The following is an 11,653-nucleotide window of genomic DNA, read 5'->3' as shown; positions in this document are numbered from 1 at the left end:
CCTTTTTACTATAGTTGTTCAAATTCATTATTACTTATACCGATTAGCTATGTACTATTGGTGAATACCGATTTCTAATAGCTCAGTAAATGCATTAGTATGAATAGGTTTACTGTAATAATAACCTTGAATAAACTGACATTTATTTTTTTGAAGGAAATTCACGTGTTCTTTCGTTTCTACACCTTCAGCAATGACAGACATTCCTAATGTATTTGCTAATGTGATAATCGTTTTAATGATTTCCATTCCATCTTCACACGTTTCAGACATTGTAATAAATTCTCTCGGGATTTTTAACGTATCGATTGGATATAAAGGTAAGTAGGCTAGGGAAGAATAGCCTGTACCAAAGTCGTCGATTGAAATGTGAATCCCTAAACTTTTTAGTGTACGCAGTTTTATCAATGTTTCTCTCTCATCCATCATTGCAATTCGTTCTGTTAATTCAAGATCGAGAGAACTTGCTGATAAACCTGTATTTGCTAAAGTAGAAGAAATAGACTTTACAAAATCTTCTTGCTCAAATTCTTTAGCAGATAAATTTACACCTATTTTTAAATGCGAATATCCGAGTGCGTGCCAACGTTTCATTTGCTCACAAGCCTGCTGTAATGTCCATTTTCCTATTGGAATAATTTGTAGTGTTTCTTCTGCAATCGGAATAAACTCGTATGGAGAAATAACACCTAATTCAGGATGATTCCACCTGATTAAAGCTTCTGCACCGATAATTTTATTAGATTCACTATCAACTTGAGGTTGATACAAAAGGAACAATTCTTCATTTTGTATTGCGTCTGGTAAATCTTTTTCTAATCGTAATCGTCTTTCGATTTTTTTTGCGATTACATCGTCATAAATAGAGACAGAGTTAAGCTCTTTCGCCTTTGCATCATACATTGCAACATTAGCGTTTTTCAGAAGTGTAGCGGTATCGATTCCGGAATATGGATAAATAGCGATGCCGATACTCAGTGATAAAGTTAATTTATGCTCATGTATGACAAACGGTTTTTTCATACATTCAAATAATCGGTTGCATAACTTGAATAAGCAATCATGGTCCGTATAGTTTTCGATTAAAATTGTAAATTCATCGCCACCGATTCTTGACAGATGAGTATGTGATGGAAGACATGATTGGAAACGTTTTGCTACTTCTTCTAATATGTAATCACCTGACGAATGTCCAAGTGTATCGTTAATTACTTTAAAGCGATCTAAATCTAAATATAATAATGCAAACTCACTTTGTATTGTTTGAGCATTCTTTATAACTTTTCTTAATTTCTTATGGAAAAAGGATCGGTTCCCAATTTTCGTTACAGTATCGTGGAATGCTAAATATTTTATTTCTTCTTGTTGTTTTTTTAATGCGGTAATATCTTTTACCATAATATAGCTTCCTGAAATTTGTCCGTCTATCATAATAGGAACGATGGTAACGTATAAGGAATAAGTAAAGCCATCTTTATATTGAGAACTAAGTTGTAAAGATGCTGATTTTTGTTGTTTAACTTTTTCTAATGCAGATGCTAGTTTATGTTTATCTGCATCTAAAATAATCGAAAAACATGTTTCACCGAGTAACTCGTTCGTTGGTGCTTCGAGTAATACACTTCCTGCATTATTCGCATTTAAGAATATTCCATTTAAATCAATCGTAAAAATAGGATCAGGGTGATACTCATATAAAGATTTGAATTTTTGTTGTTTTTGAGATAAAGCATCTGATTTTTGGACTAAATCAGAAGTCCGTAAAGTAATTTTTTCTTCTAATTGAGTATTAAATACTTGTAAACGTTTTGTTAGGCTGTTGTTTTGCATATGTGCAATAGAATGCCGAATAAGTACGAAAACAAAAGCGATACAATTTCCTGTAATGAGAGTTGAAGACGATGTTTGTTCTTTTAATGTAAACCCGATTAGTATTGTAACAGCAAGATAAGGAAATACGACTAAGATTTTTTTTCCTAATATAGGGTTTATAATAAAATGGTTTGTATTGCTATTATGATCGTTTGAAATAGAACCAGCAATGGCAATTAATAATATTGGTATTCTATATAATAGACGTAATAATGCTATCGTGTCATACGATAAATAAGTATGTAAGTAAAAATAAATATAGTTAAAAGTTGCAGAACTTATTAATACAAAAATAAAGATATAAATTTTCCATTTTGAATTAAAAGTTGTTGGGCGGAAAAAGAGAATAACGCCTAGTAGTAGAAAAAGTAAGTCTGCAATTGGATATAGAAATGAAAGTACCATGTCTCCCATTGAGAGAGAGAATATATTTAAATCTGGTTGGTTAAATAAATACCATTCTAATGTGAGAATGGAAGTGAGTACTATACATATATCGCATATAAAGAAAGCTTTTTCCCACTTATTGCATTTGTTTAAGATTTTATAGCAGAAAGCAATAAGAAATAAGAATAGAAAAAGCATATAAAATACGTCAGAAATAGAAAATTGATGTATTGGAAATTGGAAAAATTCATTTTGATATATATATATTATTTTCCCTAATAAAAAGCTGCCAATTGCGAGTGTAATACATAACCAAAAAGGATTGGAGCGGACTTTTTTAGAGTATATAGAATAAATTAATGATATAAATGTAATGGCTTCTACGATGAGTGAAGAGAAGCGTACGTTGAAGCCGGAAAAATGAGCATGGAACAAAAAGAAATATATAAAACAATAACTGGAATAACATATTAAAGTTGTTGTTAATATACATAATTGCAAATTTTTATTTATTTTCAATATGATCACCTTCTTAAAGTATGTGCGTTATTCATAATATCCATACATAAGGATATTACTTAAGGATTGTATCAGATTTCTACAGAAAAAGCATGTTTATAAAGAAAGAATTGAGTAGTATAATACTTCTGGGAATTTTCGGGAAATAATATGATCAATACTTATTAGTTTGGATAAAATTTGTATATTTAGTCATTCTGTAAATTGTAATGACTTTTTAAGAGTTTGCAAGTGAAAATGCAAAAATACATATAAAATGATGTTTTGTTGCTATTAGAGAATATTAAGTAAGACATTAGTATGTAACTATTCTCATACCAATGAGGGATTTCAGAAATGTGTTGAGTATATACAATAATATGTAATAATACATTAAGTTTTTAGTGTGGGAGGAAGAGCATGAAAAAGTGGATAAGGTTTAGGATAGCACGTCCAACAGACAAGTTTGAAGAGGTTATTGCATTCTATGAAGAAGGATTAGGCTTAAAACGTATAGGTGAGTTTAATGACCATGACGGCTATGATGGAGTCATGTTTGGTCTACCGGATGAAGAATATCATTTAGAATTTACAAGACATATAGATGGAAGCCCATGTCCAGCCCCAACAAAAGATAATTTACTTATATTTTATATAAAAGAATATAATGAAGTAGAAAAAGTGAGTAAAAGGCTACATGCAATGGGATACGATGAAGTAGAACCGGAAAATCCATATTGGAAAGAAAAGGGGATTACTATAGAGGACCCAGATGGTTGGAGAATTGTGTTGATGCAAATAGAAGAATAGGATGTAATGAAGCTAGAGAAGAGAAGTTTCGAATTTTGATAGGATAAAAGAAAATATAAAAAAGCTTACTTGGAAGAGATACACTCATAGGGAAGCTTTTTGGTATTTGTAATCTGAAAATTAAGATTTGAAATTAACTTCTGAAAAGATATAAAATGAGAACGTGTATTCTTTTGAGTTTGAGAGGGTTGTTTTTAAAGGTAAATATCAAAATAGGGAGGTTTTTTTATGATATGCCGGATTAGGGATGCAGAAGTATACTATGAAATCATTGGAGAAGGAAAGCCAGTACTTATCATACATGGGTGTTCTCCTGACCATAGATTAATGAAGAGATGTATGGAAACAGTGTTTCAGAAGTCTAAAGGATATCAACGAATTTATATTGATTTACCTGGAATGGGAAAATCGAATGCCCCAGATTGGATAAATAGTTCAGATTATATATTAGAACTGTTAACTGCATTTATTGAGAAAATCATCCCAACAAAAGATTTTTTACTAGTAGGAGAGTCTTACGGGGGATATTTAGCTAGCGGGATACTTTCAAAGATGTTTGAGAGAGTTAATGGATTATTGTTAGTATGTCCTGTTGTTGTAGCGCAACGAGAAAAAAGGATTCTCCCGGATAAACGGGTAATTGTAAAGGATGAAGAATTTTTAAACACACTTACTTCAACCGAAAGGGAAGAATTTTGTGAGTTAGCAGTGGTTGCGAATGAGTATACATATAAGCGTTTCAAAGAAGAAATTAAGCCAGGGCTAGATATTGCTAATGATGGGTTTATTGAAAGATTACAAAAGAATTACTCTCTTACTTTGGACTTCCAGCATAAAAAATATGAGAAACCCGTTCTTTTATTAGCTGGAAGACAAGATATATCGGTAGGTTATCAAGATATTGTAGGAATCATTGAAGATTATCCAAGAGCGACATTAGCGGTATTAGATATCGCGGGACATAATTTGCAAATTGAACAGCCTGAATTATTTGAGAGTTTAGTTTCGGAGTGGGTTAGACGAACTGCTCAGCAAAGTTCATAAAAAAAGAATAAATTAATATTTTGATTGTATTCAAGTTTTGATATGGAAAAGATTAAAGTAATTAACTTATAAATATTTTTAAGGAGGAATTATGAATACATATATCTATATGGTTAGGCATGGTGAATCGCCAAAATTAGAAGGAAATGAAAGAACACGTGGATTAACTGAGAAGGGAATTTTAGATGCTCAAAGAGTAACTGAGATATTAGAAACAGAGGGAATTAATACTTTCATTTCAAGTCCGTATAAGAGGGCTATGTTAACGATAGAAGAATCAGCGAATTTCCATGAAAAAGAAATATTAGTATATGAAAATCTTAAAGAGTGTAAGTTTTTAAATGAAGATAAAATTATATCGGATAAGGAAGTGTACCCACTTGTAAAGGAGATGTTTTTTAATTCAAAATATGCACTGACGGATGGAGAGTCATATGCGGATTGTCAGAGAAGGGTAGTGAGAGTGTTAAAAGAAATATTAATGAATTTTCAAGGACATAAAATTGTAATTGGTACACATGGGCTTGTAATGACACTAATGATGAACTATTTTGATAATCAATATGGACTTGATTTTTTAATGAATACATCCAAACCGGATATATATAAGCTAGAATTTAAAGAAGAGCAATTAATGAATGTAGAGAGATTATGGAAAGGAGAATGAAATGGGGTATATGGAGTGTGTTTTAAAAATTACTTTTAAAACACACTCTTTTGTATTAAGCTGAGTTTTAAATAGTTTCACTAATATGTTCTTTGTTTTTGTTATTTAAAGTATGTAAGAGTTTTTGAAATACCTTAAATGAATGCTGGAATATTGGACTTTGAATAAAAGTGTATAGAAAAGTTACGATAAAAACAGGACCTCCTAGCATGTATCCAATGACTAGTACAAAGCATTCTACAATGATTCGAGCACGGCTAATAGATAACCCAGTTTTGTCAGAAATGGTAAGCATGAATCCATCACGGGGTCCAGCACCAATGCCAGCCGCAACGTACATGCCGCCCCCAATTCCTGTAATTGCAATACCAGAAAATAAAATGAGTAAGTTTATCCATAAATAATCACTAGCGTTTGGAAGGATTTTTGATTGTAAGAAAAAATCCATAATAGGACCGATAAGTAGTGCATTTAAAAATGTGCCCACGTTTATATATTTTCGATCTACTAGTAAAGAGATAAGAACGAGACATAATCCACATATGACACTCCAAGTACCAATTGTCCACCCAAATCGTTGGTAGAGAGCCATATTTAAAACTTCCCAAGGGTGTAAACCGAGGAATTTAACTTTGACTGCAAGAGCATTTCCAAGTCCAAAGAAAATTAATCCTAGGAAAAAAAGAAAATAGCGAAAGAGAGTTAGCCTCATCTTTAAAACCTCCCAATATATAATGATGTATATTACATGTTTGAATTTAAATGTACAAATATTATGTCTTTTTATGATTTATTAAAAATGTAAATGGATATATATATTTACAGTCAAAAAAGTTAAAATATTTCGTTTTAAGGATTATAATAGAGAGAGAACTATAAAAGGAGTGAACGAATTTGAAACAAGAACTTATTGAAAGATTTACGAGATATGTAAAGATTGATACACAATCAAATGAAGAAAGTCATACAGTGCCTACAACACCAGGGCAAATTGAGTTTGGTAAGTTATTAGTGGAAGAGTTAAAAGAGATTGGGTTATCAGAAGTGACGATGGATGATAATGGTTACGTAATGGCAACACTGCCTGCTAATACAGATAAGGATGTTCCTGTAATAGGATTTTTAGCTCATTTAGACACAGCAACAGATTTTACAGGGAAAAACGTAAAACCACAAATTTATGAAAATTTTGATGGTAATGCGATTACGTTAAATGAAGAATTAAATGTTGTGTTAACACCTGAACAGTTCCCGGAATTACCATCATATAAAGGACATACAATTATTACAACTGATGGTACAACACTTCTTGGAGCGGATGATAAAGCTGGTCTTACAGAAATAATGGTCGCAATGAATTATTTAATACATAATCCGCAAATTAAGCATGGAAAAATAAGAGTAGCATTCACACCAGATGAAGAGATTGGTCGTGGGCCAGCTCATTTTGATGTAGAAGCGTTTGGTGCATCGTTTGCTTATACGATGGACGGAGGTCCATTAGGTGGTTTAGAATATGAGAGTTTTAACGCTGCAAGCGCTAAATTAACTTTTAAAGGGACAAATACACATCCTGGAACAGCGAAAAACAAAATGCGTAACGCAAGTAAACTTGCTATGGAATTCGATAGACAGTTGCCGGTAGAAGAGGCGCCAGAATATACAGAGGGATATGAAGGCTTTTATCATTTACTTTCTTTAAATGGTGACGTCGAGCAAAGTAAAGCTTACTATATTATTCGAGATTTTGATCGTAATCATTTTGAAGCGCGTAAAAATAACATTAAAGATATTGTGAAAAACATGCAAGAGAAGTACGGTGAAGATGCGATTGTTTTAGAGATGAATGATCAGTACTATAACATGCTTGAAAAAATTGAACCAGTGCGAGAAATTGTTGATATTGCTTATGAAGCGATGAAAAGTTTAAATATCGAACCGAACATCCATCCAATTCGTGGTGGAACAGATGGATCACAATTATCGTATATGGGATTACCAACGCCAAATATTTTCACTGGTGGTGAAAACTATCACGGTAAATTTGAGTATGTTTCGGTAGATACTATGGAAAAAGCTGTTCAAGTTATTGTAGAAATTGCAAGACGATTTGAAGAACAAGCTTAAAAAAGAACCAAGTAGTGCGGAGTTGCTACTTGGTTCTTTTAGTATAGTACTCGCCATAAGTAAAAAGTCGCATAAGACTCCCAATTTTTCCAGTTTACCGCAAAATCTTTTATTTCATTTTTAGTTGGTTTACTTTCGGAACCTGTTATACATTTAATTGCATTATGCAAACCGACATCGTCAATTGGAAAAGCGGAAGGGAATCGTAAACAACGCATTAAAACATAGTTGGCAGTCCACGGTCCTATACCATGTATAGCAGTTAATTGTTTTTCAGCGATTTTTACATTTTGTAGTTGCAGTAAAGATTCTTTTGACAGTTTTCCTTCTGTAATAAGCTTTGCAACACCGATTAAATATTCACATTTTCTAGTCGTCATTTTTAATTTTTTTAGATCCTCTACATGTAAATTTGCAATTGTTTCAGGAGAAGGGAATACCCAATGTTTTCTATCGTCCCATTCTACATAACTTCCAAATGTCTCGACTAATCTTCTTTTTAGCGTATAAGCATATGTGAGATTAATTTGCTGACCGATAATTCCCCAGGAAAGTGCTTCAAATAAATCAGGAATACCTAAAGTTCGAAGTCCATAATATTGTTCAATTGGTCCTTGAAGGAGTACATCATGTTTAGCTAACGTGTAAAAGGGAGCTAAATCAGTAGTTAAATCAAACCACTCTTTTACATAGTTAGCTACAGCTTCACGTATCGATTCTTCAGTTATATATGACTCTCCTAAAAAACGTACTTGAATATTACCATCCATATTCATACTAATTTCAACTAAAGGATTTACATCGTGAACAGGGACAACTTTATAAATTTTGTTATCTTCAATGTGAAACATACATTCATTGTTAGAGCGGGATAGATAGCGAAAATTTTCTTGGAAACTAAATTCTGTTGGAACTGTTAAAGTCAATGCGCTAGTATATTTTGCTGTCATATGAATTCTACCTGCGACTTTTCTAATGTAAGCAACTCTTTCTTCATTTCTAAGCCACCTCTAAAGCCGGTTAGTTTACCATTCTTACCAATAACACGATGGCAAGGAATTGTAATAAGGAGGGGGTTAGCAGCAATAGCAGTAGCAACGGCACGTATAGCCGTAGGTTTTTGCATTCTTTCGGCAATTTCTGAATAAGAATATGTTTTCCCGTAAGGAATTTCACGTACCGTATTCCAAACAGATAATTGAAAATCAGTTCCGTAAGCATCGATAGGGAATGTAAAAGTTTCTCGTTTACTTTCTAAATACTCGATAACTTCTTTCGTATATGATTGTAGATAATCTGGATTACAGGCCAATATATGTTGTGGCAATTTTTTTCTAGCCCATATATTTAGTTCTTCAAAGTTTTCATCTTGTGATCCAATGAAACATAGTCCATTTTCAGTTGCAGCAATATGAAACTGCCAATTCTTATGTGTAAGTAGCGTCCAATAAATAAATTTATTTTTGTAGGAATTCATTCTTGTATCCTTCTTTCATTTCGTTCTTTTTTCGATATTCAGTAGGAGTTAATCCGGTTTTCTTTTTAAATAAAGTTGCAAAATATTCGGGGTTTTCTATCCCGACAGCGGTACTAATCTCTTTAATGGATTGATTTGTTTGTAATAGCTGTTCTGCCGCTTTAACAATCCTGAATTGTAGTATATATTCTATTGGACTTATTCCTGTCGTTTTTTTGAAAGTGCGTTGTAAATGAAATGGGCTACCATGGCACATTTCTGCAAGTATATCGAGAGTTAATAATTCATCGAAGTGCTTTTCGATATAATCTTTAATTTGTTCTACCCACTCTTCATTAGGTAAAGTGATCCCATTTGGCTTACAACGTTTGCACGGGCGAAAGTTTTCACTTAATGCTTGCTCTGCATGATGAAAAATTCGTACATTGTTTCTATTTGGTATCCTTGATTTGCATGACGGCCTGCAAAAGATTCCGGTTGATTTCACAGCATAAAAGAATTTGCTATCATAGGAAGAATCATTATGAATAATCGCTTGCCAATGCTCATTTGTTAACGTAACTCCTTCATTGTGCAAAGAACATCACCTCTGAAATTAGTATAACCTGAATAAAGTGCGTATGTATGTATTCACAAATGTAAGAGCAAGATTACAAAGATGAAAATATGATTGTTTTTCTATTTTGTGATAGCATGAAATTTGAAAGTGAACATCAAGAGGAGGACTATAGGTGAAGTTAATTTCGTGGAATGTAAATGGTTTGCGAGCAGTTATCGCAAAAGGTGGATTTTTAGAATATCTTGAGGAATCAAATGCTGATATATTTTGTTTACAAGAGATTAAATTACAAGATGGGCAAATTGATTTAAATCTAGAGGGATACTATACATACTGGAATTATGCTGTAAAAAAAGGCTATTCTGGAACGGCTATATTTACGAAAAAAGAACCAATTGCTGTTACATACGGTTTAGGAATTGAAGAGCATGATCAAGAAGGGCGACTTATTACTTTAGAATTCGAAGATTTTTACATGATAACTTTATATACACCAAACTCAAAACGAGGATTAGAGCGTTTAGATTACAGAATGAAATGGGAAGATGATTTCAGGGCATATATCAAAAGATTAGATGAGAAGAAACCAGTCATTTTTTGCGGTGATTTAAACGTCGCTCATAAAGAAATCGATTTAAAAAATCCAAAAAGTAATCGTAAAAATCCTGGATTCTCTGATGAGGAACGAGAGAAGTTTACATGTATTTTAGAAGAAGGATTTATTGATACGTATCGTCATCTTTATCCTGATCAGGAAGGTGCATATTCGTGGTGGTCGTATCGAATGGGAGCCAGAGCAAAAAATATTGGATGGCGTTTAGATTATTTTGTTGTCTCGGAAAGAATAGAAGGTCAAATAACAGATGCAAAAATTAACAGTGAAATAATGGGATCAGACCATTGTCCAGTTGAATTACATATAAATTTCTAAAAAAAGAAGTATCTCGCTAATAATAGGCGGATACTTCTTTTTAATTCAGTTTGTTAAAATTTTTCAAATCATTCTTGAAATAATCTGATTTTAAATATATACTTAATAACGATAATCATTATCATTGATAACAATTATCGATGGATGAGGGTTGTAAAGAATTTAATACTAGGGGAAGTGAACGAGAATGGCTCTCCATTTTATGTAGATTTATTAATGATGTGAAATATATATGAGAAATATGTTTCATGTAATTAAGTTTCATAGTTAAAATAATATATTTAAAGCTTTCGAGAGGAGATATATAAAGATGAATAAGAAATTATTTACATTAGGGATGGTTACAGTTTTAAGTGTAGGTTTAGCAGCATGTAATAGTGCAGACAAAACTTCTGGGGAACAAAAGCAACAAACAAAAGCAACAGAAACGAAAAAAGATGAAAAACGAAAAATTACATATTTAGGTAAAGAATATACAGTGCCAGCAAAAGTAGATAAAATTGCGACAGCTAGTTTAGAGTCAATGGAAGATGCAGCAGTACTTGGAATTAAACCAGTAGGTGCCATTACTGTTGGTGGTAAATTGCCAAAATATCTTGAAAAAGATTTAGAAGGTGCAAAATCTGTTGGTGAGAAAATGGAACCGAATTTTGAAACATTACTTCAATTAAAACCAGACGTTATTACATCAAGTACGAAATTCCCAGCAGAAACAGCTGAGAAGTTTACGAAAGTAGCTCCGACGTTCCCAGTATCACACGTTTCAACAAATTGGGAAGATAACTTAAAGTTAATGGGGGAACTAACTGGTAAGAAGGACAAAGCAGAAAAAATTATTAAAGATTACAATGCAGACGCTGAAAAAGCAAAAGCGAAACTGGGAGATAAGTTAAAAGATAAAAAAGTACTTGTCATTAGACTAAGAGCAAACGACCTATTTTTATACCCAGAAGGAGTATACTTTAATCCTGTAATTTATAAAGATCTTGGACTAACTGTGCCAGAACAACTAAAAACTGTAAAAGCACAAGAGAAGATTTCTTTAGAAAAACTTGCTGAAGTTAATCCGGATTATATCTTCTTACAATACGAGGCAAGCGAAAATAATAAACCAAAAGTGCTAGAAGACATTGAAAGTAATCCAATTTGGCAAAGTATGAATGCAGCGAAAGAAAAGAAAGTATTTGTAAACGTTGTAGATCCAATGGCACAAGGTGGTACTGCTTGGAGTAAAACAGCATTCTTAAAAGAAGCAGTGAAAAATTTATCAAAATAATACAA

The 11,653-nt window shown here is 32.5% G+C and carries 11 protein-coding genes; 6 read left to right on the top strand and 5 right to left on the bottom strand.

The window, feature by feature from the left end:
- Nucleotides 1-54: 54 nt before the first annotated feature.
- Nucleotides 55-2,778: a putative bifunctional diguanylate cyclase/phosphodiesterase gene (locus tag LUS72_RS18295; protein WP_264447733.1), complete on the bottom strand. Its 2,724-nt coding sequence runs from the start codon at nucleotides 2,776-2,778 to the stop codon at nucleotides 55-57.
- 399 nt (nucleotides 2,779-3,177) lie between these two features.
- On the opposite strand from LUS72_RS18295, the gene LUS72_RS18290 reads away from it, so the two are divergent.
- From LUS72_RS18290 to LUS72_RS18280, 3 genes are all read left to right on the top strand, one after another.
- Complete coding sequence (locus LUS72_RS18290) at nucleotides 3,178-3,567, top strand: VOC family protein (RefSeq protein ID WP_097831014.1); 390 nt, start codon at nucleotides 3,178-3,180, stop codon at nucleotides 3,565-3,567.
- Nucleotides 3,568-3,795: 228 nt separating this feature from the next.
- Nucleotides 3,796-4,611, top strand: a complete 816-nt coding sequence (locus tag LUS72_RS18285; protein WP_097831015.1) for an alpha/beta fold hydrolase — start codon at nucleotides 3,796-3,798, stop codon at nucleotides 4,609-4,611.
- A 91-nt stretch (nucleotides 4,612-4,702) separates the two neighbouring features.
- Entirely contained in the window at nucleotides 4,703-5,278 is a 576-nt protein-coding gene (locus LUS72_RS18280) for a histidine phosphatase family protein (RefSeq protein ID WP_097831016.1), read from the top strand.
- Nucleotides 5,279-5,345: 67 nt separating this feature from the next.
- Here LUS72_RS18280 and LUS72_RS18275 read toward each other — a convergent pair whose 3' ends face one another.
- Nucleotides 5,346-5,990 (bottom strand): YczE/YyaS/YitT family protein, encoded by a 645-nt coding sequence (locus tag LUS72_RS18275; protein ID WP_097831017.1) that lies wholly within the window; start codon nucleotides 5,988-5,990, stop codon nucleotides 5,346-5,348.
- A gap of 182 nt (nucleotides 5,991-6,172) precedes the next feature.
- On the opposite strand from LUS72_RS18275, the gene pepT reads away from it, so the two are divergent.
- On the top strand, nucleotides 6,173-7,405 hold the full coding sequence (gene pepT / locus LUS72_RS18270; protein WP_097831018.1) for a peptidase T: 1,233 nt from the start codon (nucleotides 6,173-6,175) through the stop codon (nucleotides 7,403-7,405).
- Between the two features lie 38 nt (nucleotides 7,406-7,443).
- Here the strand turns inward: pepT and LUS72_RS18265 are convergent, their stop codons facing one another.
- The 3 genes from LUS72_RS18265 to LUS72_RS18255 are packed head-to-tail and all read right to left on the bottom strand — an operon-like array spanning nucleotide 7,444 to nucleotide 9,459.
- A complete protein-coding gene (locus tag LUS72_RS18265) occupies nucleotides 7,444-8,355 on the bottom strand; it encodes a DNA-3-methyladenine glycosylase family protein (RefSeq protein WP_097831019.1) in 912 nt (303 codons plus the stop codon).
- Nucleotides 8,352-8,882: a methylated-DNA--[protein]-cysteine S-methyltransferase gene (locus LUS72_RS18260; protein ID WP_097831020.1), complete on the bottom strand. Its 531-nt coding sequence runs from the start codon at nucleotides 8,880-8,882 to the stop codon at nucleotides 8,352-8,354. Before LUS72_RS18260 ends, LUS72_RS18265 begins: the two co-directional genes overlap by 4 nt.
- Nucleotides 8,863-9,459 (bottom strand): bifunctional transcriptional activator/DNA repair enzyme AdaA, encoded by a 597-nt coding sequence (locus LUS72_RS18255; protein ID WP_097831021.1) that lies wholly within the window; start codon nucleotides 9,457-9,459, stop codon nucleotides 8,863-8,865. The genes LUS72_RS18260 and LUS72_RS18255 overlap by 20 nt, the downstream gene beginning before the upstream one ends.
- Before the next feature lie 154 nt (nucleotides 9,460-9,613).
- On the opposite strand from LUS72_RS18255, the gene LUS72_RS18250 reads away from it, so the two are divergent.
- Both LUS72_RS18250 and LUS72_RS18245 read left to right on the top strand, forming a co-directional pair.
- Nucleotides 9,614-10,372 carry an exodeoxyribonuclease III gene (locus LUS72_RS18250; protein ID WP_097831022.1) on the top strand — a complete coding sequence of 253 codons (759 nt, stop codon included), beginning with the start codon at nucleotides 9,614-9,616 and terminating at the stop codon, nucleotides 10,370-10,372.
- A 310-nt stretch (nucleotides 10,373-10,682) separates the two neighbouring features.
- Nucleotides 10,683-11,648 carry an iron-hydroxamate ABC transporter substrate-binding protein gene (locus tag LUS72_RS18245; protein ID WP_264447721.1) on the top strand — a complete coding sequence of 322 codons (966 nt, stop codon included), beginning with the start codon at nucleotides 10,683-10,685 and terminating at the stop codon, nucleotides 11,646-11,648.
- Nucleotides 11,649-11,653 lie beyond the last annotated feature (5 nt).

It is taken from the genome of Bacillus cereus, assembly GCF_025917685.1.
GTDB lineage: Bacteria > Bacillota > Bacilli > Bacillales > Bacillaceae_G > Bacillus_A > Bacillus_A cereus_AT.
The sequence above is the reverse complement of the archived record's forward strand: the minus strand, read 5'-3'. Positions and strand labels throughout refer to the sequence as shown.

What these genes read in the sequence shown, in the direction of transcription:
- LUS72_RS18245 (WP_264447721.1), top strand. Translation starts at nt 10,683, where the DNA reads ATGAATAAGAAATTATTTACATTAGGGATGGTTACAGTTTTAAGTGTA.
- LUS72_RS18275 (WP_097831017.1), bottom strand. Translation starts at nt 5,990, where the DNA reads ATGAGGCTAACTCTCTTTCGCTATTTTCTTTTTTTCCTAGGATTAATT.
- LUS72_RS18290 (WP_097831014.1), top strand. Translation starts at nt 3,178, where the DNA reads ATGAAAAAGTGGATAAGGTTTAGGATAGCACGTCCAACAGACAAGTTT.
- LUS72_RS18260 (WP_097831020.1), bottom strand. Translation starts at nt 8,882, where the DNA reads ATGAATTCCTACAAAAATAAATTTATTTATTGGACGCTACTTACACAT.
- LUS72_RS18265 (WP_097831019.1), bottom strand. Translation starts at nt 8,355, where the DNA reads ATGACAGCAAAATATACTAGCGCATTGACTTTAACAGTTCCAACAGAA.
- LUS72_RS18285 (WP_097831015.1), top strand. Translation starts at nt 3,796, where the DNA reads ATGATATGCCGGATTAGGGATGCAGAAGTATACTATGAAATCATTGGA.
- LUS72_RS18280 (WP_097831016.1), top strand. Translation starts at nt 4,703, where the DNA reads ATGAATACATATATCTATATGGTTAGGCATGGTGAATCGCCAAAATTA.